At 59.3% G+C, this 23,756-nt stretch carries 20 protein-coding genes and 1 riboswitch; of the genes, 17 read left to right on the top strand and 3 right to left on the bottom strand.

Annotated elements, in window-relative coordinates; all coding sequences use genetic code 11:
• Positions 1 to 643: 643 nt before the first annotated feature.
• The 3 genes from AU182_RS15020 to AU182_RS15010 form a co-directional block, all read right to left on the bottom strand.
• On the bottom strand, positions 644 to 2,362 hold the full coding sequence (locus AU182_RS15020; protein WP_153039245.1) for a S8 family serine peptidase: 1,719 nt from the start codon (positions 2,360 to 2,362) through the stop codon (positions 644 to 646).
• Between the two features lie 822 nt (positions 2,363 to 3,184).
• On the bottom strand, positions 3,185 to 4,339 hold the full coding sequence (locus tag AU182_RS15015; RefSeq protein ID WP_066966971.1) for a PQQ-dependent sugar dehydrogenase: 1,155 nt from the start codon (positions 4,337 to 4,339) through the stop codon (positions 3,185 to 3,187).
• Between the two features lie 187 nt (positions 4,340 to 4,526).
• Positions 4,527 to 5,246, bottom strand: coding sequence for a YebC/PmpR family DNA-binding transcriptional regulator (locus tag AU182_RS15010; RefSeq protein ID WP_066966969.1), 720 nt, complete (start codon positions 5,244 to 5,246; stop codon positions 4,527 to 4,529).
• A gap of 220 nt (positions 5,247 to 5,466) precedes the next feature.
• Here AU182_RS15010 and AU182_RS15005 point away from each other — a divergent pair, with 220 nt between their 5' ends.
• From AU182_RS15005 to AU182_RS14925, 17 genes are all read left to right on the top strand, one after another.
• Positions 5,467 to 6,753, top strand: a complete 1,287-nt coding sequence (locus AU182_RS15005) for an NCS2 family permease (RefSeq protein ID WP_193754378.1) — start codon at positions 5,467 to 5,469, stop codon at positions 6,751 to 6,753.
• Positions 6,754 to 6,924: 171 nt separating this feature from the next.
• On the top strand, positions 6,925 to 8,235 hold the full coding sequence (locus tag AU182_RS15000) for a glycerate kinase (protein ID WP_227718290.1): 1,311 nt from the start codon (positions 6,925 to 6,927) through the stop codon (positions 8,233 to 8,235).
• 83 nt (positions 8,236 to 8,318) lie between these two features.
• A complete protein-coding gene (gene pyk, locus AU182_RS14995; RefSeq protein ID WP_066966963.1) occupies positions 8,319 to 9,794 on the top strand; it encodes a pyruvate kinase in 1,476 nt (491 codons plus the stop codon).
• A 171-nt stretch (positions 9,795 to 9,965) separates the two neighbouring features.
• A riboswitch (molybdenum cofactor riboswitch) is annotated at positions 9,966 to 10,103 on the top strand.
• Positions 10,089 to 11,072: a GTP 3',8-cyclase MoaA gene (gene moaA, locus AU182_RS14990; protein WP_066966960.1), complete on the top strand. Its 984-nt coding sequence runs from the start codon at positions 10,089 to 10,091 to the stop codon at positions 11,070 to 11,072. It overlaps the preceding riboswitch by 15 nt.
• Positions 11,073 to 11,267: 195 nt before the next feature.
• The gene (gene moaB, locus AU182_RS14985; protein WP_066966957.1) at positions 11,268 to 11,783 is read left to right on the top strand and encodes a molybdenum cofactor biosynthesis protein B; all 516 of its coding nucleotides are present in this window, start codon (positions 11,268 to 11,270) and stop codon (positions 11,781 to 11,783) included.
• Positions 11,784 to 11,805: 22 nt separating this feature from the next.
• A complete protein-coding gene (gene moaC, locus AU182_RS14980; protein WP_066966954.1) occupies positions 11,806 to 12,297 on the top strand; it encodes a cyclic pyranopterin monophosphate synthase MoaC in 492 nt (163 codons plus the stop codon).
• Entirely contained in the window at positions 12,294 to 12,542 is a 249-nt protein-coding gene (moaD, locus tag AU182_RS14975; RefSeq protein WP_066966951.1) for a molybdopterin converting factor subunit 1, read from the top strand. The genes moaC and moaD overlap by 4 nt, the downstream gene beginning before the upstream one ends.
• Before the next feature lies 1 nt (position 12,543).
• Positions 12,544 to 13,023, top strand: coding sequence for a molybdenum cofactor biosynthesis protein MoaE (locus AU182_RS14970; protein WP_153039243.1), 480 nt, complete (start codon positions 12,544 to 12,546; stop codon positions 13,021 to 13,023).
• A 371-nt stretch (positions 13,024 to 13,394) separates the two neighbouring features.
• Positions 13,395 to 13,922 carry a hypothetical protein gene (locus AU182_RS14965; protein WP_066966948.1) on the top strand — a complete coding sequence of 176 codons (528 nt, stop codon included), beginning with the start codon at positions 13,395 to 13,397 and terminating at the stop codon, positions 13,920 to 13,922.
• Between the two features lie 2 nt (positions 13,923 to 13,924).
• Positions 13,925 to 16,015, top strand: a complete 2,091-nt coding sequence (locus AU182_RS14960; protein ID WP_066966946.1) for a lipopolysaccharide assembly protein LapB — start codon at positions 13,925 to 13,927, stop codon at positions 16,013 to 16,015.
• A complete protein-coding gene (locus tag AU182_RS14955) occupies positions 16,008 to 19,271 on the top strand; it encodes a tetratricopeptide repeat protein (protein WP_082859528.1) in 3,264 nt (1,087 codons plus the stop codon). The genes AU182_RS14960 and AU182_RS14955 overlap by 8 nt, the downstream gene beginning before the upstream one ends.
• Positions 19,268 to 19,855: a tetratricopeptide repeat protein gene (locus AU182_RS14950; RefSeq protein ID WP_066966944.1), complete on the top strand. Its 588-nt coding sequence runs from the start codon at positions 19,268 to 19,270 to the stop codon at positions 19,853 to 19,855. The genes AU182_RS14955 and AU182_RS14950 overlap by 4 nt, the downstream gene beginning before the upstream one ends.
• Positions 19,856 to 19,860: 5 nt before the next feature.
• Positions 19,861 to 20,175 (top strand): hypothetical protein, encoded by a 315-nt coding sequence (locus AU182_RS14945; protein ID WP_082859527.1) that lies wholly within the window; start codon positions 19,861 to 19,863, stop codon positions 20,173 to 20,175.
• A gap of 102 nt (positions 20,176 to 20,277) precedes the next feature.
• A complete protein-coding gene (locus tag AU182_RS14940; protein ID WP_227718289.1) occupies positions 20,278 to 21,063 on the top strand; it encodes a MotA/TolQ/ExbB proton channel family protein in 786 nt (261 codons plus the stop codon).
• Entirely contained in the window at positions 21,063 to 21,668 is a 606-nt protein-coding gene (locus AU182_RS14935; protein ID WP_066966941.1) for a biopolymer transporter ExbD, read from the top strand. The genes AU182_RS14940 and AU182_RS14935 overlap by 1 nt, the downstream gene beginning before the upstream one ends.
• On the top strand, positions 21,665 to 22,240 hold the full coding sequence (locus tag AU182_RS14930; RefSeq protein ID WP_227718288.1) for a biopolymer transporter ExbD: 576 nt from the start codon (positions 21,665 to 21,667) through the stop codon (positions 22,238 to 22,240). Before AU182_RS14935 ends, AU182_RS14930 begins: the two co-directional genes overlap by 4 nt.
• A gap of 9 nt (positions 22,241 to 22,249) precedes the next feature.
• Complete coding sequence (locus AU182_RS14925) at positions 22,250 to 23,629, top strand: TonB family protein (RefSeq protein WP_066966938.1); 1,380 nt, start codon at positions 22,250 to 22,252, stop codon at positions 23,627 to 23,629.
• Positions 23,630 to 23,756 lie beyond the last annotated feature (127 nt).

Below are 23,756 nucleotides of genomic sequence, written 5' to 3'. Positions count from 1 at the left end.
CAGTAGTCGTTTGGGTAGGCCAAGAAAGGCCACGAATTCCACCGTTTAATCAGTTGATTGGGTGAGCAGTGTAAAGCGACGTCACTCAGTATCATCGAAGAGTGGCAGATTATAGCGGTAAGCCCGTGATGATGTTTTTTTAAGAGTATAGTTTGGATTAGGAGGGGGCTATTCCTCTGTGGCCGCAGACATGCACTGCCGAAGCGATGTGTGATCTGATGATCCTAGAGAATCGGCCAGTACACACGTTCCCGCGGTTTGCCCCTCGGACGATAGACTCATTTAGCATACGCATATACCAGCTGATATCCATGAGTCTTGCGCGCCATATCTCCACAACCTCTATAAGTTTCGCCACCTCCTCCGTATCGAGAGTTTCGTGGCGAGCAAAAAGCTGGGACAGCAGTGTGGCGCTGATAGCCTTTTGTTTTATGGGTGTTCAGGAAGGACATTTCAGGAAAGGCGTTCTGCGGAAGCATTTGGGTTAGCTAAACGACAGTATTTACTACCGATGTTGATGTGCCGAAATGGGTTGCGCAGGAGGCTAATACAAAAACGACCCCGCATGAGCGGGGCCGCTTGTTTACAAACGTATCAGGTCAACTTGGCCTTGATCAGGCCAAGTAGCCCATTATCGATGTTTTTAGTTACATGCCCCCAGTGACATCCAGGGCTGGCCTGAGCCGGCGCCGCCATTGTTGCTGGATGGGTCATCACCTTGCGTCCACCACTTGGCTTCATAGCGTACACCGTCTTTTTGCACTTGATCGCCTTTGAGGTAGACGGCCCCGGCATTCCAGGTCGGTATGCTTGGGCAGGTGCCGCCACCGGAGCTGCTGCCGCCGGAACTGCTTGAAGAGCCACCGGACGAGCTACCGGAGCCTCCGCTAGACGATCCACCGCTAGATGAAGAGCCGCTGTCATCACAGCTACGCAGGTGAGTCCAGGAGGTTTCCCAGTGCAGGCCCGCACCTGGCTCGTAGGCCCAGGCCGCGGACGATGAGCACCAGCCGGCAACGTCGCAGCGGTATTCGCTGCCCAGGTTCTGAACTTCTTGCCCTGTACTATAGCTGGCGCCCGCGACGTACTGGGGTGCACTGCATGAGCCGCCGCCGGATGAACCACCAGAGCTGCTTGAGGATGAACCGCCGGAGCTGCTTGATGACCCGCCGCCGTTACCGGGCTCTGTGTACAGCAGTCGGTTTGGCGAACCATTGACGCCACTAATCGCCCCGGTTGTTGCCAGATCTATCATGCGTCTCTCGATGGTCGAAGGTGAGGCGCCCGGGTCTTCCTCCAGCAGCAGTGCGGCCATGCCCGCACCGTGTGGTGAGGCCATGGAGGTGCCGCTGATTGTGTTTGTCGCACTTGCGCCAGTCCACCATGCGGAAGTGATGTCTGAGCCCGGCGCGAAGAGATCAACACAAGATCCCCAGTTGGAAAAGTTCGACCGGCTGTCGCTGGAGGTTGAAGAAGCAACAGTCACGGCACTGCTCTCGCGTGCCGGTGAGTAACTACAGGCGTTGGCATTATCATTACCGGCGGCCACCACGACGGTAACCCCCCGATTCACTGCTCCGCGCACCGCTGAGTCCAGTGCGGTAGAGATACCGCCACCAAGGCTCATGTTCGCGACGGCCGGCTTAACGTGATTGGATGCGACCCAATTGACCGCATCAATAATGATCGAACTGCTGGTTTCTCCGGAGCAGCCAAAAACCCGTACGGAGTGCAGCGTCACATCCTTAGCCACTCCCCAGGTGGAGCCTCCCACTGTGCCTGCGACGTGGGTGCCGTGGCCATTACAGTCTTCGGTGCCCCGGCCGTCGTTGACGCCGGCGAATCCATTGCCCATGCGTCCAGCGAATTCTTGATGCGAGCCCAGTATCCCGGTATCGATGATGTAGGCATGCACACCGCGGCCGGTACTGTCATAGGTGTAGGCGTTGTCGAGCGTTCTCTGGCGTTGATCGATGCGGTCGAGTCCCCAGGTCGCCGGCGACTGAGTGGCGCTGGTATACATCACCTGATCCTGCTCGATGTAGGCAATCGAGCTGTCCTCGGCCAGTCTCTGGACTTGATCCGGCGATGCCTTGATGGAAAAACCCAGTATGGCGTTATCGTACTGGTGCATAACAGAAACGCCAGCATTTGCTGCGATGCGATTGGTTTCTGTAGTTACAAACTGTGAGGTGCTGATCGAATGCAGGCGCGCTTCGTCTTTCAGGACGACAATATATTGATCCGGGATTGCGCGGCTGGAATCTACAGACAGAATATCCGCTGCGGCCAGCGCGCCGGAAGACAAGGGGATGGCCCCGGCAACTAATAACGAGGCCAATATTTTATGGGTGTACTTCATGTTGATTATTCTCCAATTATATTTATGTAGTAAAAAGAATGGCCGAATGGAATTCGGCCAAAAACAACAACGAAATGCATGAACTACAGCTACAACATCCCCGTTACCATATCGATGAATATGGCTGAGAGATTCGGGTTGATATATTTTGCGCGAACGAATCCATAAGCCGCTGCGGATGAAGCGACTTGAGATGCCGGTCAGCTAAAAATATCTAAATCAGATGATTGTTTTTGTTGCGTTACAGATCAGAAATAGGCTCGAGCGAGAATCTGCTCGATGTCTAATGAGCTAATAAGCTTGCGATAGATAATATGATGATAGCGATGCAAAGCCTTGATGCGTGTGTCATCCATTTTTATAAAAACAGACAGAAACCTGGAAGGTTTTTTTGGGGCGAGGGGCTTAACTGGCGCTCTTAATCGCGTGGAAGCGCAATCACTATTCGACTTATGATCGACCACAATTATTCTCCGGTTTATTAGGTCTCAATCACTTGATCGGAAAGCAATTGATGTGGTGCTTGAGGTCGGCGAAATCAGCTTGTGACTGATTCTTAAGTCAAAATACGGGCACAATGATAGCGCTGTCAATGCGGTGCAATTATTGTGGCGCACAGCTCCTTGTGTTCACGGTGACGATCGTACCAACTAGGGCGTTTGCAGTAAAAACGCCTACAGTGCTGGCACATTTCTGTGTTTATTGAATGGATTAATGCAGTAACCGGGCGCTTATTTATTGTTGTGCGCCCGGGGGTGCTGTTGAAGCGAGAGGCGGGTGTACCACTTTCGAAAGTTCTTGGGCTGCGGCTCCAGTCGCCCGCTACTCCACCGGCTCCAACCGATAGAGGCCCGCGTCTGTCTGATCGTTCAAAAGATAAATAAATCCATCGCGCCCCTGGCGTACATCGCGGATACGGCCGATCTCGCCGTCTAGCAGCACTTCTGTCTCCTTTACTTCGCTACCGTCGATGACAATACGCAGAAGTTTTTCACTGAGCAGGCCGCCTGCCAGCAGGTTGCCTTGCCACTGGGGGAACAGTGGGCCATCCACTTGGGCGAGGCCGGAGGGGGCGAAGCGGCCTTCATAGTAGTGCTGGGGTTGCTGGGTGCCGGCTACGGACGACTTGCCGATGGCCTTGTCGCCACTGTATTCCTGGGAGCGGCTGGCCTTGGGCCAGCCATAGTTCTTGCCCGCCTCAATCAGGTTCAGTTCGTCGCCGCCGCGGGCGGCGTGTTCACTGGCCCAGATCTGATCCTGGGCCGAGACCACGAGGCCCTGAATGTTGCGGTTGCCGAAGCTGAATATCTCATCCAGCCCCGCCTTGTCGCCGGCGAAGGGGTTGTCTGCCGGCGCCTCGCCGGTGTCGGTGAGGCGCAGCACGCTGCCGGCGTGGTCCTCAATATCCTGCGCACGTTCGCGGTCCACGCCACGGTCGCCGATGCTCATCATCAGGGTGCCGTCATTGCGCCAGGCCAGTCGGGAACCATAGTGACGGCCGGGTTGGGAGAAACGATCCTGCACAAACAGTTCTTCGAAGTCGGTGAGGGTGTTGCCGCTGAGTTTGGCTCGGCCCAGCGCGGTGGCGGTGCCTTTGTCACCAGCCTTGTCGCCGGCTTTGGAATAGGTGAGATAGATCCAGTCGTGGCTGCCGTCGCCGTATTGTGGGTGCAGCACGACGTCCAGCAGACCGCCCTGGCCAGCGGCGGACACCTCGGGCACACCTTCTAGGTAAGTAATCTGTCCCTTGTCGACCAGTGCCAGGCGGCCGCGGCGCTCGGTGATCAGGAAGCGTCCATCGGGCAACTGTGCGACCGCCCAGGGGTGATGCAGGCCTGTAGCGACGCGCACGAGTCGGACGTCGTGCTTGTCGGTACCGATGCGCTCCTCGATTACCTCGGCAGCCGTCGCGAAAGTTCCGCTGGTCAGTGCGAGTGCCGCGAGGCCGCGGGTTATAAATTTGGCCAATCGGTTCATGTAGTTGGTCTCCTGTATTGCAACCTGTGTGCCGCTGCCGAATGCTATTGGGCCGCCAGTAAGCAACAGCGTGCGTATACTTTCGCTATGCAGAAATACGCATAAAAAAGCCGGGTGAGTGCCCGGCTGTGTTTACGCTGACAATCGCGTTTTCGATCATCGCTTTTGAGGGGGTTTACACTGCGGGCTACACATTCTCCACATTGTGATAAACCGCCTGCACGTCTTCCAAATCTTCCAGCATATTCAAGAACTTCTCAAACAGCGCCACATCATCCCCGGCAATCTGGGTGTAGGTTTGCGGCACGAACTGAATTTCGTCTGCATCGAAATCAATCTCGCCAAAGGCTTCGATTAATCCCTGCTTGGCTTTGTTGTACTCGGTGTGGGGGGCGAAGACGGTGAGTTTGCCGTCTTCGTTTTCGATATCCGTTACGTCTACATCCGCTTCCATCAGCGCTTCCAGCACCGCTTCCTCGTCGTCGTGGTTAAACGCGAGGATGGCGAGGTGATCGAAACTGTGGCTGACGGTGCCTTGGGTACCAATTTTGCAGTGGGTTTTGGTAAACGCCTGGCGCACGTCGCCGAAGGTGCGGTTGGGGTTGTCGGTGAGGCACTCGATGATGGCCATGCAGCCGCCGGGGCCGAAGCCTTCGTAGCGGGCGCGGGCGAAGTCTTCACCGGCTCCGCCCTTGGCTTTGTCGATGGCTTTCTCAATCACGTGGGCGGGAACCTGGTCTTTCTTGGCGCGGTCGATCAGGCTGCGCAGGGCCAGGTTGCCGTTGGGGTCGACGCCGCCGGACTTGGCGGTGACATAGATCTCGCGCCCATAGCGGCTGTAGACCCTGGCTTTCATGTTCGAGGTCTTGGCCATTGACTCTTTGCGGTTCTGGTAGGCTCTGCCCATGGGCTGGTGCTCCGGTATCGTTGCGTATTTCTGGGAAATCGGGAAAGTGGGCGATTTTACTGGGCGGCAGGCCCTAAGAGAAGCTGTTCGCGCACCCGCTCCGGCTGCCCGGCAGCTGGGCAGCTGAGGGCTGTTTGGTCACAATAACTCATGGGCAAGGCGACATTGCCCCTTTAATCACTGGTTGGAGAAGTCTGTGTATCCGTCATCAAACAATGTCATGGAGCGCCTGTTTGCGCTGCGCGCCCACGGAACCACGGTGCGTGGTGAGCTGCTGGCGGGGCTGACGACCTTTGTCACCATGGCTTACGTGGTGTTTGTAACCCCCAATATGCTCGCCGGTACGGGCATGGATCCGGGGGCGGTATTCGTGGCCACCTGCCTGGGCAGTGCCGTGGCCTGTTTGCTGATGGGGCTGTACGCCAACTGGCCGGTGGGGCTGGCGCCGGGTATCGGCTTGACCGCCTTCTTTGCCTATACGGTAGTGGGTGAGATGGGCTACAGCTGGCAGGTGGCACTGGGCGCGGTGTTTATTGCCGGGGTGCTGTTTGTGGCCATGAGCCTGTCGCGGGTGCGGGAGTGGATTATGAATAGTATCCCCATGTGCCTGCGCTACTCCATGGGCGCCGGGGTGGGCCTGTTTCTGGGGCTGATTGGCCTGAAAACCGCGGGCATCGTGGTACCCAGTGAGGCGACCCTGGTGTCGCTCGGGTCTTTCCGGGAGCCTCAGGCGCTGCTGGCAGCGCTGTGCTTCCTGCTGATTGCGATACTGAGCTTCTGGCGAGTATTCGGGGCGATTCTGGTCAGTATCCTGGTGGTGACGATGATCGGCCTGGGGCTCGGGCTGGTGGAGTACAGCGGCCTGGTATCGGCGCCGCCGAGCCTGGCGCCTACCTGGATGGCCATGGATATCCGCGGTGCCCTGGATGTGAGCATGGTCAGCGTGATACTCGCGTTTCTGTTTATCAATATCTTCGATACCGCCGGCACCCTGATGGGGGTTGCCCACCGGGCAAAGCTGATCGAGCCAGATGGCACTATTGAGAAGCTGCCGCGGGCGCTGAAGGCCGACAGTACCTCCAGCGTATTGGGTGCCTTCGTCGGCAGTCCGCCGGTTACCAGCTTTGTGGAGAGCGCCTCGGGCGTGGCAGCCGGGGGCCGCACCGGGCTCACCGCGGTGACGGTGGGCGTGCTGTTTATGCTGTGCGTCTTTTTTGCGCCGCTGGCGGGCATGATTCCGGCCTACGCCACCGCGGGCGCACTGATCTATGTGGCGATGCTGATGATGGGTGGTATGTCGCTCATTGATTGGGAGGATCTGACCGATGCCATACCGGCGGTAGTGACCATGATCATGATGCCGCTGACGTTTTCCATCGCCAACGGGATCGCCCTGGGTTTCCTGACTTACACCGCGCTCAAGCTGTTTACCGGCCAGCACCGGCAGATTTCTTTGAGCTTGTATGTGCTGAGTGCGCTGTTTCTGGCCAAGTTCGCGTTCCTGTAAATCTCGGCTGAAGTTGCCCGCACAATGTGTGGCTGCTACGTGTGGTTGTAACGTGTGGCTGCAAGAAGGCGGAACTGATTTTGCAGGGGTAGGGTAAAACGTCGCTTTCCCGGGGCAGGATTGTGCTGTGTGCCGGGAAGTGTTCACCGGGATGTTGAAAGGAGTCGCCATTTGAAAACGTTACCGCCGATCCATACCGATATGCGCGCCGTGGACCTGTCGCACTGGCTGCAAAGCCTGGCGGCCGTGGCCGTGGCTGCGGTGCATCCGGACAACCTGTTTTCGGGCCCATTGCCACCGCCGGGGCGCAAAACCCTGGTGGTGGGGGCCGGAAAGGCCAGTGCGGCCATGGCCGCCGCGCTGGAGCGGGCGTGGCAGCAGCAATACCCGGAGGCGGATCTCACCGGGCTGGTGGTGACGCGCTACGGCCATGGCGCCCTGTGCAATCGCATCGAGGTACTGGAGGCATCCCACCCCATGCCGGACACCCTCGGTGAGGTAGCCGCCGGACGCATGCTGGAAGCGGTCGCGGGGCTGACGGAAGACGACCTGGTGATTGCGCTGATTTCCGGTGGTGGCTCGGCATTGATGAGCCTGCCCGCGCCCGGATTGACCTTGCCGCAGAAGCAGGCCATCAACCGCGCACTGCTGCGCAGCGGTGCGCCCATTAGCGAGATCAATACCGTGCGCCGACATTTGTCGGCCATCAAGGGTGGGCGGCTGGCGGCGGCCGCGCACCCGGCGAAGGTGGTGACCTACTTGATTTCCGATGTGCCCGGCGATGCGCCCACGCTGATTGCTTCCGGGCCGACATTACCCGACACCACCACTCCTGCCGATGCACTGGAAATCCTGCAGCGCTACCGCATCGATATTGAGCCCGAAGTGCGCGCCCATCTGCAAGGCGCCGCAGACAGTCCCCGGCCAGACGATTTCGCGTTTGCGGGCGACCGGGCACTGATGCTGGCAAAGGCTGCCGACGCGCTGGAAGCTGCCCGCGCGGCGGCACAGGCGGCCGGCGTTGATGTGCGGGTGCTGGGGGACAATCTCGAGGGCGAGGCGCGCGAGCTGGGTGCGGCGCATGCCGAGCTGGCAGTGCATTGTCGCGATCAACTCGAGCGGCCTGCGCTGATCCTGTCGGGCGGGGAGACCAGTGTGACCGTCACCGGCGACGGCCGAGGTGGGCGCAATGTAGAATATCTGCTCGGGCTGTTTAACACTCTCGGCGGCGCCGAGGGCATTTACGGCCTGGCTATCGATACCGATGGCATCGACGGCTCTGAAGACAACGCTGGTGCCTTCTTTGCGCCGGATGACTGGAGCCGGATGCAATCCCAGGGACTGAGCCCGCAGGATTACCTCGCCAACAATGACGCCTATAGTTTCTTCGGGGAATTGGGTAACCTGATCGTCACCGGGCCAACCAGAACCAATGTCAACGATTTCCGCGCAATTCTGGTGCTCCCCGCGGCGGATAAATAATGGCGCGGCGGGGGTGCTGGGAAATTGCTGACTAAGCTGTGTCTAAGCCATCGGCCCCGGTCAGAATTTGCCAGAGAGAGATCATGACCCAAATCCCCGCCAGCCAGCGCACCGCCAACCCCCTCCGTCGTACCAAAATTGTCGCCACCCTCGGCCCCGCCAGTGATAAACCCGGGGTGCTGGAAAAGCTCATCGCCTCCGGCGTCGATGTGGTGCGCCTGAATTTTTCCCACGGCACCGCCGATGACCACCGCCGGCGCCTGCAGCAGGTTCGGGAAATTGCCGATCACCAGGGCAGGACCGTGGCGGCACTGGGGGACCTGCAGGGGCCCAAGATCCGTATTGCCCGCTTTCGCGACAACCAGGTCACCCTGCGGGAAGGCGAGTCCTTTGTGCTCGACATGGCGCTGGATACCAACGACGGCGACGAGCAGCGCGTGGGCTGTGATTACAAGGAGCTGGTCAACGATGTGGCCGCCGGCGATGTGCTGCTGCTGGACGACGGGCGCGTAATCCTCAAGGTGGAGCAGGTAACCAGCCGCCATGTGCTGACCACCGTGGTGGTGGGTGGACGGCTCTCCAACAACAAGGGTATCAACAAGCAGGGTGGGGGGCTGTCGGCCGCGGCCCTGACCGACAAAGACCGGGCCGACCTGAAAACCGCCATCGACATCGGCGTGGATTACCTGGCCGTCTCCTTCCCGCGCAGCGCCGCGGATATGCGCGAGGCGCGGGCACTGCTGGGCGAGGCCGGCAAGCACATCGGCCTGGTAGCCAAGGTGGAGCGCGCCGAAGCCGTGGCGGAAGACGAAACCCTGGATGAGATTATCCGCGCCTCCGAGGCGGTCATGGTGGCCCGTGGGGACCTGGGGGTGGAGATCGGCGATGCCGCGCTTATCGGCGTGCAAAAGCGCATGATCAAGCGCGCCCGCCAGCTCAACCGCGCGGTGATCACCGCCACCCAGATGCTGGAGACCATGATCACCGCCCCCCTGCCCACCCGCGCGGAAGTGTTCGACGTGGCCAACGCGGTGCTCGATGGCACCGATGCGGTCATGCTGTCGGCGGAAACCGCCGCCGGCGATTATCCGGTGGAAGCGGTGGAGGCCATGCACCGGCTGTGCCTTGGTGCCGAGCGCGAGCGCTCCGCACAGGAGTCTGGCCACCGCATGCATCAGGGCTTTACCCGCATCGACGAAACCATCTCCCTGTCCGCCATGTATGCCGCCAACCACCTCGAAGGCGTCACCGCCATTGCCTGCATGACCCAGACCGGCTACACCCCGCTGATTGCCTCCCGCATCCGCTCCGGCCTGCCCATCGTCGGTCTCGCCCACGACCCCATCGCCCAACGGCGCATGGCTCTGTACCGCGGGGTGATCTCCGTGCTGTTTGTGCCCGGTGAAAACGAGGGCGACCGGGAGCTGAACCAGCGCGCCCTGGACACCCTCAAGGCCCGGGAAATCGTCCAGCCGGGGGATCAGGTCATACTGATTCGTGGCGACCTGATGCAATCCCACGGCGGCACCAACACCCTGAAAATTCTTGATGTGATGTAATGATGTAAAGGGCGTCGATAGGGCGACAGTGCACAAACTGGCGGGAAAATTGCCTAGTAAAGGGAAGGCTCCGATAGAATGCCGAAGTGCGCGGTGAAATCCGCCAGAGAATCAACTACTAAGAATGAACAGAGGGCAGTGCCACCGATGGCCTAATCTCAGCACAAACTGATAACTGAAATACACCGAGCCAGTATTCCTAAGTCTTGTATAGGGGGTGCTGGCCGCGGGCGGCAATGCCAGCTCGCCAGGGTCGCAAGGGAAACCGAACGGCCTCCCGCATTTGGAAAGGTGATGAAAAAGAATAACGTCCTGGAAGACGGCTATGGTCGCCGCTTCTACTATTTGCGCCTGTCGGTCACAGACGTCTGCAACTTCCGTTGCGACTACTGTTTGCCCGACGGCTACCAAAGCGCCCCTAAAGCCCCCGATCTCTCGGTCGCGGAGGCTACTACTGTCATGCGCGCGTTCGCCCAACTGGGCACCCGCAAGGTGCGCCTCAGTGGTGGCGAACCCTCCCTGCGCAAAGACCTTCCTGAGCTCATTCAGGCCGCCAAGCAAACCCCCGGCATCCAGCGCGTCGCCGTCACCAGCAACGGTTACAAACTCCCCAGCGTCATCGATAGCTGGCACCTAAGCGGCCTCGACCAGCTCAACATCAGCATCGACAGCCTCGACGACAACGAATTCGCCCACATCACCGGCCACGACTGCCTGCCCAAAATCCGCGCTGGCATCGATCGCGCACTGGCGCTGGGCATGCAAACCAAAGTGAATGCCGTACTGCTCAATGATGGTGCGCAGGCCCGCCTGCAGCAGTTCCTCGGCTGGCTGAAAACCACCCCCGTCACCATGCGCTTTATCGAGCTGATGCAGACCGGCGACAACCGCGACTACTTTGCCAGCAACCACCTGCGCGGCAGCGACATCGAGCAGCACCTAATAGAAAGCGGCTGGCAACTGCTCCCCAGAGCCATCGACGCCGGCCCCGCCCGCGAATACGTCCACCCGGACTACATCGGCCGCATCGGCCTGATTACCCCCTACAGCAAAGACTTCTGCAGCAGCTGCAACCGCCTTCGCATCTCCGCCCAGGGCAAACTGCACCTGTGCCTGTTCAGCGATGCCGGCCTCGACCTGCGCGAAACCATCCGCACCGGCGATGCCGACGCACTGGCAGAGCAGGTGAGGGCGCTGATTGACAACAAAGAAGTCAGCCATTATTTGCAAAAGGGAAATACGGGTGGAACCCAAAACCTGTCGATTATTGGTGGATAACAGTTAAGCCTTACGAAGTACGAAAGACAGAATTGAAGAGCGGGCGTCGGGTGAAAGGTTTCAGGAGCGTCGCAAACAGGATGTTTGCGCCGCAGCGCCCAGGGATGGGTTCACAGCGGTCCTGAAACCTTTCACCCGATGACCGCTCGCCACAAAGCAAAAAACAGAGCACCCAAGGCTACGGAGTACCAAACCATGAGCCACGCACCAATAAACCCTGAGCAGAAACTCAATATCGCAGTCCTGACTGTCTCCGACACCAGAACCGAAGAAAACGACACCTCGGGTAACTACCTCGTCGAAGCGTTAAAAGCAGACGGCCACAACCTCGCCGACAAAGCCATCGTCATCGACGACAAATACCTGCTGCGCGCCCAAGTCTCCGCATGGATCGCCGACCCTGAAATCCAAGTCATCCTCACCACCGGCGGCACCGGCTTCGCCGGCCGCGACTCCACCCCCGAAGCCCTCGCCCCACTGTTCGACAAACACATCGACGGCTTCGGCGAAATCTTCCGAGCCGTCAGCTATGAAGAAATCGGCTCCTCCACCATCCAATCACGCGCCCTCGCCGGGCTCGCCAACCACACCCTCATCGCCTGCCTGCCCGGCTCCACCGGCGCCTGCAAAACCGGCTGGAACAAACTGCTGCAGGAACAGCTCACCGCCAGCCACAAGCCCTGCAATTTCGTCGGCTATCTGTCCAAATAAATTCCCTGAGGCCGCCAACACCATGACACTCACACACCTCAATCAGCAGGGCGAAGCCAGCATGGTCGATGTCACCGACAAAGACATCACCGACCGCACCGCGCGCGCCCAGTCTGCCGTCGCCATGTCCAGCGAAGCCTTCGCACAACTGCAGGCCGGCAACAACAAAAAAGGCGATGTGCTCGCCACCGCCCGTATCGCCGGCATCCAGGCCGCCAAGAAAACGGCCGACCTGATTCCCCTGTGTCACCCGCTGGCACTCACCAAAGTGCAGGTGGACTTCACGCTGGACCCGGCCAACTGCACCGTGAACATAGCCAGCTACTGCCGCCTCGCCGGCCGCACTGGTGTGGAAATGGAAGCGCTTACCGCCGCCAGCGTGGCCGCCCTCACCATTTACGACATGTGCAAAGCGGTCGACCCCGCCATGGTCATCGGGCCAACCCAGCTGCAGGAAAAAACCGGTGGCAAGCGCGGTCACTGGACCCCGCACAGTACGGGGGAGGGCGCGTGATACGAGTGCTGTTTTTTGCCAGCCTGCGGGAGCAGTTGGGGCGCGATGCCATTGACTGGGAAGCGGGACAGCTCGCCGATGTCAGCGCATTGCGCAGCGCGCTCGCCGGCCAAGACGAAACCTGGCGCAAGGCGCTGTCGCAGCCGCAGCTGCAGGTCGCGGTCAACCAGCAGCTGGCGAACCTGCAATGTCCCGTGCGCGATGGTGACGAAGTAGCCTTCTTCCCCCCGGTCACCGGAGGCTGAGATGACAGCGGACATCTCCATTGCGGTACAGGCCGAAGGCTTCGATCCCGGGGCGGAATATAACCGGCTGCGCCGCGCAAACTTTGCCGATGGTGCCACCGCCATGTTCGTGGGCAACGTGCGCGATTTTTCACCAACGGAAACGGGTGGGCATCAACAGGTCTCGGTACTCGAGCTGGAGCACTACCCCGGTATGGCGGAATCCGCACTTGCTGCCATTGCCCGTCAGGCCGCCGAGCGCTGGCCGCTGGGCAGGGTGCGCGTCATCCACCGCTTTGGCCCTTTGCGCGCCGGGGATGAAATCGTATTCGTGGGGGTGACCTCGGCCCACCGCCAGGATGCCCTCGATGCCTGTGGCTTCATCATGGACTTTCTCAAAAGCCGCGCGCCCTTCTGGAAGAAAGAAGTAAACAAAGACGGGGAGCAGGGCACCTGGGTGGCGGCTCGCAGCAGTGACGAGAAAGCGTTGAAGAAATGGTGAGTGCACACTTTCATCGAAGTGGGTGCTCACTAACCCGCCGGGACATAATTTTCGCGCCACAATGCGCCGATCACGTGGTAAGTAGGAAGTGTGTCGCGGAAATTCAGCCACCTTGTGGGTTTCGTCACATTTTTCCACCGCCTGGCGGCCGTGATACCTGTCACATAATCGAGATTTATTCTCTTGTCCTTTGAATTTTAAGAAAAAATTCTTCTCCGACTCTGTGCGCGAGTTTTGAAGCGCCTCACATCTCCCCCTCGCCCCTTGCCATACAATCTGCCCGGCTAAGGCTGCCTCTCCGACGTTGGTCGGATGTTTGAACGGCACTCCTTGGTAACGAATTTCAGGGCGGGGTTTGAGGTCTAGGGGATATGCGCAGAATTCTGATCACACTGGCAACAGCGGTGCTGTTGTCCCTGTCCGTTCTGGCGAGCGCCCAGAATGTCAGCCGCGAAGAGATTCGCGGCCTTGATGAGCAGATCCAGGACGTCAAGAAAGACGTGATCGGGCTGACGTCGGAGCTGAACCGGCTGGAAGAAAAGCTGCTGTTCCCCTCCAATACGCAGGCGGCCTTTTTCATCTCCCTGGCGGGTGCCGCCAGCAGTGACGACTTCAGCCTTGAGTCGGTTGAAGTCAAACTTGGCGACCAGGTTGTCGCGCACCACCTGTACACCTATCGCGAAATCGAAGCCCTGCAGCAGGGCGGTGTACAGCGTATCCACACCGCCAATGTGCAGACCGGCACCCATCCGCTGGTGGTGAGTTATTTCGGCAAGTCCAAGTCCGGCAAGGAGTACCGCGGTTCTGCGAGCTACAGCGTGGAGAAGGCGGTAGGTCCGAAATTCGTTGAAATCCAGATCGCTGGAACCCAGTCAGCCATTCATTTCAAGGACTGGTAAGCATGTTCCCCCGTCTGGCCTGCGCAATTGCCGGCGTGACCCTGTCGGCACTGACCTCGCTGCACAGTTTGTCTGTGCAGGCCAAGGCGCCCGTGGATCCGGGTGCGCTGCACACCGATGCACTCCAGGACCTGTTTTTTGGTGAGGCGTTGTTCAACGCTTACCAGGACAACTACGTCGATGCCATTATCGGCCTCGATACCGAGCTGAAGCAGCATCGCCTGCTGGATGATCCCGAACGCGACCCCTTCCGTGTGCACTTCGGGCAGGCGGAATTCGCCGTGGGCGACCTGGAGCTCTCCTACCGCATGCACCGGGAGGCCGGCCGGGCCATGCAGCAGGTGCTGCAGGGCAACGTGGCGCAGCCCATCAAGAACGAAGCGGCCTACCGGCTGGCAAAGATCCACTACCAGAAACAGCAGTTCGCCAACGCGTTGCACGCGCTGGAGCTGATTCAGGGGCGCGTGCCCGAGCGGGTGCGTCCGCAAGAGCAATTTCTGCGCGCGCGGGTGTATATGCAGCTGGGTCGCTTCGAAGAGGCTGTGGCCCTGCTCGAAGACCTGAAAGGGGAAAAATCCCTGCAGGGCTTTGTAGAGTACAACCTGGGCATCGCACTGTTGCGTGCCGGCGAGACCGAGAAGGGTGTGCTGGTGCTGGATGGTCTCGGGCGCAATGCCGGCAGCGGTACTGCCGCGCAGGCGCTGCAGGACAAAACCAATCTGCTGCTCGGCAACCAGCTGATGAAGGCAGAAGAGTTCGATCGTGCGCGTAAGTACTTCGAGCGGGTGCAGCTCTCCGGCCCGTTTTCCGATCAGGCCCTGCTAGGGGCGGGCTGGGTGGAAGCCAATGCGGGGCGCTTTGACCGCGCACTGGTGCCCTGGCGGATGCTCAAGCAGCGCCGTGCCACCGATGCCGCGGTACACGAAGCCATGCTTGCGGTGCCCTACGCCTACGGCAAGCTGGACGTACACAGCACTGCCGCGGTGAACTACGGCGAAGCGCTGGACCTGTTTGGCGAGCAGGTAGATGTGCTCACCCGCTCCATCACCAGCATCCGTGAGGGCAAGCTGCTGGAGGCGCTGCGTCGCAAGGAGGCCCGCCAGGTGAAAAACTGGGTGGTGGAGCTGCGCAAGCTGCCGGGGGCGCCGGAAACCCATTACCTGCTGGACCTGATGGCCTCCAACGACTATCAGGAATTTTTGCGCAATTACCAGGACCTGAATGACCTGTACGAGCGCAACCGCGACTGGCTGCAGAGCCTGGATGCGTTCGAAGACATCATTGCCCTGCGCCGCAACTATTACGAGCCGATCCTGCCCGGGCTGGATGTGGCGTTCCGTCAGGTCGATGCGCGCATCAAGATGCGCCTGGAGCAGCGTGCGCGTCTCGCCGCCCGCATCGACAACCTGTTGGTCAACCGCCGCCCCGAGCTGCTGGCCAAGAGTGATGAAACCGAGGCGCGCCTGATGCTGGCGCAGATTCGCGAAATCCTTGCCTATAACCCCAGTCTCAGCAGCGAAGAAACCGAGGACCGCATTGCGCGTCTGGAAGGGATTTTGAACTTCCGCCTGTCCCGGGAATTCGATGACCGCCTGACCACCGCATACAAGAACTTGCAGGAACTCGACGGCGTGATTGCCGTATTGCAGGAAACCTACCAGCGCTACGTACGCACCCGCCAGGCCGCCACCCATAGCTATGAGGGCTATAGCGACCAGATTACCAGCCTGCGCGCGGGCCTCAATCGTGCCCAGCGCCGTATCGATCAGTTGATGGCGCGGCAGGGCAGCATGCTGGAGCAACTGGCTATCCATGAACTGGACCAGCGCCGCGCGCAACTGGAGAGCTACCAGATAAAAGCCCGCTTCGCCCTCGCCGACAGCTACGACCGCGCCAATGAGCTGCAGGAGCGCCGGGAAGACGAGCGCAAGGTAGAGGAATACCGCGAGCAGGCAGATCAGCTGCAGCAGGCCGAGCCCGCGGTGAATCCCGATGGTGAGCTACTGCCCACGGACAATCCGCCGGAGCTGGAAGCGCCCGCGCCGGAAGCCATTCAAGACGCTGCAGACGGAGAGGGTGCCGGTGATGCATAACCGAGTCTGGGCGAAAACCCCTCTCAGCCTGACCATCAACCGCATTGCGGTGGCCTCTGTGGCATCGGCCGCGCTGTTGCTGAGTGCGTGCGCCAGCAACAGTGGCAAGACCATTGGCAGCCTGAAGCATGTGGATATCGAAATTCAGGAAACCCGTATCGAGGGCAGCCTGGAAAAGGCCCTCGCCAGCTACCAGAAGTACCTGCAGGAGACGCCGGAAACGGCGTTGACGCCGGAAGCGATTCGCCGTATCGCAGACCTGAAAATCAAGCAGGCACACCGCGCCGAAGCGGGGGGATATACACCCTCCACGGAGCCCCGGATTCTGTCTGAAGAGGACGTGACCGCGGCCATGAATACCGGTGCGCAACGCAATGTCACCGGCACACAGGCCGCGCTGGACGCTCCCGCTGCAGCGGCGGTTGCGGTGGCGCCTGCGAACGGCAACGCCATGGCATTGAGCGGCGTTGCTGCTGGCAGTGAGGAAAGCCAGGCAGATTTTGAGGCCCGCGCTACCGCAGCGGTCGCTATCGATGGTGCAGCTGGCGAGAATGTGGCTGGCGAGAGTGTGGCTCTGGAAGGCACCCTGCCCGGCGACGATCCGGATGCGCTGCTGGCGGCCAATGCCCGCGAAGCCATTGCCCTGTATCAAAAGCTGCTGGTGCAGTATCCGCTGTATGAGCGCAATGACCAGGTGATGTACCAGCTCTCCCGGGCCTACGAGGAAACCGGCCAAATCGAGGAAGCCGTCAACGTCCTGCGTCAGCTGGTGGCCAAGTACCCGGCCTCGCGCCATCTGGATGAAGCCTATTTCCGGTTGGGTGAATATTATTTCACCCGCAAGAAATATCTGGACGCGGAAGAGTCCTACGGGCGAGTCATCGATATGGGCGTGGCCTCCAGCTTTTTTGAGCTGGCGGTCTACAAGCGTGGCTGGGCACTGTTCAAGCAAGACATGTATGAGATGGCGCTCGACGATTTCGTGCGCATGCTCGACCACAAGGTAGGGCAGGGTTACGACTTCGAGCAGCAGCCCAACGAAACCGAGCGCAAGCACATTGAAGATACCTTCCGTGTGATCAGCCTGAGCTTCTCCTACCTCGGCGGTGCGGAATCCATTGTGGATTACTTTGCCCGCAAGGGCGCGCGGGATTACGAGTCCTATGTGTACAGCCATCTGGGCGAGTACTACCTGGACAAGCGTCGTTATCAGGATGCGGCGAAAGCCTACGATACGTTTGTCGAGCGCAACCCGCTGCACAAGGTCGCGCCGGACTTTTCCATTCGCGTCATTGAAATCTATCAGAAGGGCGGTTTCCCCCGCCTGGTACTGGATGCGAAAAAGGTCTTTGCCAACACCTACGCACTGGACGCGCAATACTGGACGGTATTCGATATCCAGGAATACGCGGCGGTGGTCGAGTTTCTGCAGGGCAACCTGATTGATCTGGCCAGCCACTATCACGCGGCTTACCAGAATGTGAAGCCCAAGGATAAGCAGTTCCAGCAAAAGCGCGGCGAACATTATGCGGAAGCGATCCACTGGTATCGCCGCTACCTGAAGTCCTTTGCTGACCAGCCGAAGGCGCCGGAGATCAATTACCAGCTCGCTGGCCTGATGCTGGAAAACAAGGATTATCTGAACGCCGCCCAGGAATACGAACGCACGGCCTATCAGTACGCGGTGCACAAAGATGCCAGCGAAGCCGGTTACGCTGCGGTATTTGCCTACCGCGAGCACCTCAAGCGCGATCTTGCCAAAGGCAGCACCGCACAGAAGACCGCCGTTCAGAAAGAAATCATTCGTTCATCCCTGACCTTTGCAGAAACCTTCCCCGAGCACGGCAAGGCACCGCAAATTCTATTGGGCGCAGTGGGTGACCTGTACAAGCTGAAGAGCTTTGCAGAAACCATTCAGAATGGTCGCCTGTTGCTGGAGAAATTCCCTGCAGCAGAGCATGAAATTCGTCGCTCCGCTTGGCTGCTGGTGGCCCACGCCTCGTTTGATACCGAAGCCTATGCGGATGCCGAGGGCGGGTATCGCCAGGCGCTTGTCATGACGGCTGAGGACGCCAAAGACCGTCCGGATCTTATCGACAACCTCGCCGGTGCCATTTACCAGCAGGGTGATGTGGCGCGCCGCGCGGAAGACCATCTGGCGGCGGCGGAGCACTTCCTGCGTATTCGCAACGCCGCGCCGGGAGCTTCCATTCTGGCAACGGCAGAGTACGATGCCGCTGCCTCACTGATTCAGTTACAAAGCTGGGTACGGGCCGCGGATGTGCTCAAGGCTTTCCGCGCGAACCATCCTCAACACGAGCTGCAGAAAGAAGTCACCAAGAAGCTCGCAGTGGTGTATCAGGAGAGCGGTCAGCTCCTGCTGGCAGCGGCCGAGTTTGAGCGCATCGAACGCGAATCCGACATCGACGAGGTACGCCGCGAGGCGCTAACTCAGGCAGCAGACCTGTACGGTGCGGCCAAGAGTTATGACAAGGCTCTGGCGGTACTCAACCGTTACGTCAAACTGTTCCCGAGCCCGATGGAGCCTGCACTGGAAACCCGGCAGCGCATCGCCGATATCCACAACAGTGCCGGCAACCGCAAAGCCTACTTCAGCACCCTGGAAGACATGGTGCGCATCGAGGCCCGTGGCGGCAACGAGCGCAATGACCGCACCCGCTACCTGGCAGGCAGCGCGGCGCTGTTGTTGGCCGAACCCAAGTTCGAGACGTTCAAAGAAATCGCCCTGGTGGCGCCGCTGGAGCGCAACCTCAACAGCAAGCGCACGCGCATGAAGGCTGCGGTCAGTGCGTTCAGCGACCTGATCGACTACCAGGTGGCCGACGTCACCGCCGCAGCGACCTTCTATCTCGGTCAGATCTACCTGCATTTCAGCCGTGCGCTAAAAGACTCCGAACGACCCACCAACCTGAATGCGATGGAACTCGAAGAGTACGAACTGGCACTGGAAGAACAGATTTACCCGTTCGAAGAGCGTGCCATCTCCGTGCACGAGAAAAACATCGACCTGATGGCCGCGGGTATCTACAACCGCTGGATTGGCAAAAGTATCGGCCAGCTTGCCGGCCTGGTGCCCGCCCGTTACGACCGTCCGGAAGATGCACACAACATCGTGATGACCATCGTGCCGGTGGCGGAATCTGCGCAGGCCCCCGCGGCTGCGAGTGTAGAAAAAGTTGAAGCGACGGTGATTGCCGAAGCGGAAGAAACCGAAACCGGGGAGGACAAAGGATGATCGTAAGCAAGCGCCTTCTCGCCGGGTTGGCCTGCCTGACTGCGCTGCTGCTCAGTGCTTGCGCCAGCGGTCCGAAAAGTGCCAGTGGCCCCGTGGACCCCATGAATGTCAGTGTTTCCGGTAGCGTTAATCGCGATTTCCTGCAGGCGGTGGACTACCTGCAGGGTGAGCGCTATCCGGAAGCCATCGAACTGCTGCAGAGTGTGGTCGAGCGCGAGCAGCGTCTGTCGGCCCCGTACGTCAATCTCGGCATTGCCCACTTTAAAAACGGCGATGAAAAACATGCGGAAGAGAGCTTTCTCGAAGCCCTCCGCGCGGCACCGTTCGACCCGGTGGCGAGTAATGAGTTGGCGGTGCTCTATCGCCATCAGGGCCGCTTTGATGAAGCCCGAAAAACCTATTCCGATGCGCTTGCACTGCACCCGGACCATCTGCCGCTGGTGAAAAACCTCGGTATTCTGTGTGACCTGTACCTGCAGGATGTGCACTGCGCGCTGGCTCAGTTTGAGCAGTACCTGAAATATCAACCGGATGATCGCAAGGTTTCCATCTGGGTAGCAGACCTGAAACGGCGGGCTAACTGATGAGTATGAAAAAGCGTACAACTGCACTGGGTGTGACCGCGTTGACGGCTTTCCTGATGCCATTGATGGCAATGGCGCAGGACGATAGCGGTACAGCCGAGAAGAAAGTCGACCAGGAAGTAAAAGAGCTTTCTGGTATCTCGATTATCGGCAACAAGGAAGCACCCAAGTCACTGTATATCGTGCCGTGGAAGAGTTCCGAAGTGGGCGTGGAGAGTGGCCTGAATTCCAGCTTGCTGGATCCGAGCCTGCAGCCACTGGACAAGGAAGTGTTTGAGCGAGAGCTCGAGTTCTACCAGCTCAGTCTCTCTGACGACTGAGTAGACCCAAACCAAACCTAAATCAATAAACGACCACCAAAGGTCACAGCCAGGTAAAGCGGAAAAGTGCCGCGGAGCCGAGAAAGAAAACCAAGAGGGCAAATGATGGATTTCTTTAACAGCGTAATCGCGTTTTTTCAGACTGGTGGTGTTTTTATGTACCCCATTCTGGTGGTGTTCGCGCTCGGCGCTGCGGTCGCCATCGAACGTTACATTCGACTGGTCTACGAGCGCAGTACCAACCGCGCTACCTGGGAAAAGGTACAGCCGGTACTCAATTCCGGCGACTTTGATCGCGCGCGCAATCTCGTAAAGGACGACAACACCGGCGTGGGCCGGCTGCTCGCCATGGGGCTTGAGCGTCAGGGCGCGGTACGTCGCCGTGAAGACATCGAGATCGCCATGGAAGAGAGCATCATGGAAAGTATTCCGCAGCTTGAAAAGCGTACCCCCTACGTGGCACTCGGCTCCAACATTGCCACGCTGCTCGGCCTGCTCGGTACCATTATGGGCCTTATCGAGGCATTTACTGCGGTAGCGAATGCCAACCCGGCGGAAAAGGCCGACCTACTGTCGGCCAGTATCTCCGTGGCGATGAACACCACCGCCTTCGGCCTGATGGTGGGTATTGCGCTGCTGATCGTGCATGCGCTGCTCAACTCCCTGACGGGCCAGATCGTGGACAGCCTTGAAATGGTTTCCGTGAAGGCGCTGAACATCATGTCTTCCGGCACCCGCCGCCGCAGCGACGCCGCCAAGGAAGAGAAGCCCGAGGTCAAAACGGCCAAGCCGGTAAATCAGGATGTTCAGCAGACCCAGCAGGCCAGGCAGAACACCGCTGCCACCCAGTCCGCTGCCGAACACAAGACCAAGCCGGAATCTGCGTAATGAGAAGCAGGCGTCACGGTAGAACAAAAGAAACCCCGGAGCTGGACATCACCGCGTTCCTCAACCTGATGGTTGTGCTGGTGCCGTTCCTGCTGGTTTCCGCAGTGTTTTCCCGGGTCACTATCCTGGAGCTCAATATGCCGAGCGGGGCTGGGGGCGGAGCCGCAGACCCGGGAGTGAGTCTGGAAGTGGTCGTTCGCAAGCAGGTGCTCGAAATCAGCGACGGCGATAAAGTCATCGCGCGCTTTCCCAACCTGAATCAGGAAGCGGCCAGCGATGGCGGTGCGGAGGTGGCTACCGACGGTGAGAGTGCCGTGCCGCTGGATGAAAACGGCCTGCCGATCATCCTGCCCACCGAAGAGGTCTATGACTTGGCCAAACTGCGGGAATTCCTGCTGCGGATCAAAGAGTCGTATCCGGATAAAACAGACTCCATTCTGTTGATGGAGCAGGATGTGGCTTATGAGCATCTGGTGGGCATCATGGACGCGGTGCGTAGCACACAGGTGATGCCAAAGGTGGAAGAGGGTGCACAACCGGACCCTGAGGCAAAGCCGGAGACTCTGGAACTCTTTCCCGATATTTCCCTGGGAGACGCGCCATGAAACGTGAAAGCAGACGCATGAAGCGCATGGCGCGGAGCCGCAAGCGCAAAACCCAGGGGATGAACCTTACCTCGCTGATGGATGTGTTCACCATTCTGGTGTTCTTCCTGCTGACCAACAGTGCGACTAACGAAGCCATCGAGGCGCCGAGGGTCATTACCCTGCCGGACTCGGTAGTGGAGTCCAAGCCGCGTAAAACGGTCACCCTGATGGTGACGCATGACGAAGTGCTGATCGAAGCCAAGCCGGTCATGGCTACCGAAGACCTCTTTCAGAGCGAAGAGCTGGTGATTGAGGCTATTCAGCAGGCCATGGTGGAAGAAGTAGGCAAGGCCGTGACCATGGCAGAATCCGAGCTGGAAGAAGCGAAAGCGGCCCTGGCAGAGCGCGCCGCCGCGGGCGAGGATGTGGCGGAAGCCATGGCCGAGCTGTTGGCGGAGCCACCAGAGGTCAATATTCTCGCCGACCGCACGGTGCCGTTTGCGGTGCTGAAGAAGGTTATGTCCAGCTGCACCAATGCCGGATACACGCGAATTTCCCTGGCGGTGATTCAAAAAGCATCTCAGAGTTAGTGAGCCTTTGTGAATAATTTTCATCAACAGAAACAGGCACTGACAGCGAAGCAGGAAGCGGTTCGCCAGCAGCTGGCCATGCTCGAAGCCGAGTATGGTCAGGTTGATGGCAAGCTGGAATCGCTGCGCGAAGACGGGGCCAAGCACCAGCTGCTCGATGAGATCTCCGATCGTCTCGCAAAGCTCGAGGATGCCGGAGCCGGCGATCTTTTTTGGGCAGAGCACTACAAGCAGGATGCGTCCAAGGCCCTGATTCATCGCCTGCAGAAAACCGTCAGCATCTATCATGCGAACCTGGATCTGCTGCTTGAGCGTAAGCGCAAACTTCAGGACCAGATGGAAGACTGCCGGGATGACCTCTTCGACCTCGACGCCGAGTTCCGCGAGATTCGCCAGCAGGAAGAGGAGATTCACTACGAGTACGAAGTCACCCGCGAGCTGGGTGATGGTGCCTTCCGCAATGCCATCATGCCGTGGAATACCAATGGCGATGATGAACGGCGCTTCCGCCGGAGCCTGCTCGCCTGCTTGCTGGCGGCCTTCTTCCTCGGCTTTGGTATCCACCTATGGCAGCTGCCGGAGCCTGATGAAAACGAAGTAGTCGAAGTGCCCGAGCGCCTGGCCAAACTCGTGCTGGAAAAGAAAACCAAGCCGAAGCCACCACCCGAACCGGTGGTGAAGAAGCCGGAAGAGAAAAAGCCCGAGCCTGAAAAGCCCAAGCAGCAGGTAGCCAAGGAAGAACCCAAGCCCTCCAATGTGGAGAAAAAGCAGGTGCGCAAGAAGGTGGAGCGCGCCGGGGTACTGGCCTTCAAGGACAACTTCCAGGATTTAATCCAGGACGACCTCGACAATCGCCTCGGCCAGCAGACCCAGCTCAGCACGGCTGGCAAGAAAGAAAATCGCAGTCAGCGCTCGCTGATCACCGCGGCCGCGAAGTCTGGCTCCGACGGTATCAATACCGCCGCGCTCAGCCGCAACGCCGGTGGTGTGGGTACGGCGCTGGATGGTGTGAGCTTCTCGCGGGTGTCCAGCGGCATCGGCACCGAGGGTGACTTTGCCGGCGAAGAGCGGCCGCTCAGCGATGGTGTGGGCCCGTCCCGTACCGACGAGGAGATCCAGATCGTGTTCGACCGCTACAAGTCGGCACTGTACCGGATCTACAATCGCGAACTGCGCAATAACCCGGCGCTGCAAGGCAAGATGGTGCTGAAAATCACCATTGAGCCGGACGGGACTGTTTCGCTGGCCTCGGTAGAAAGCAGCGATATGGACTCGCCCACCCTGGACAGCAAGATTGTTGCCCGCGTGAAGCGGTTCAACTTCGGGCCCAAAGAGGGTGTGCCTACCATCACCATCCTTTACCCGATCGACTTCCTGCCGGCGGCGTAACGGAGAGGTTAAAAAACCACCACTCGGGTCAAGGCCTGAGTGGTGGTTTTCATTCTTAAGAAACTACCTGAGCTTTGCCTGAGAACTGTTTGGCAAAGGTAGAAAAAATTCCCCCCATGCCGCTGCA

This window comes from Microbulbifer sp. Q7 (assembly GCF_001639145.1).
GTDB lineage: Bacteria > Pseudomonadota > Gammaproteobacteria > Pseudomonadales > Cellvibrionaceae > Microbulbifer.
Note: the sequence above shows the minus strand (reverse complement) of the source record. Positions and strands in the feature narration are given on the sequence as shown.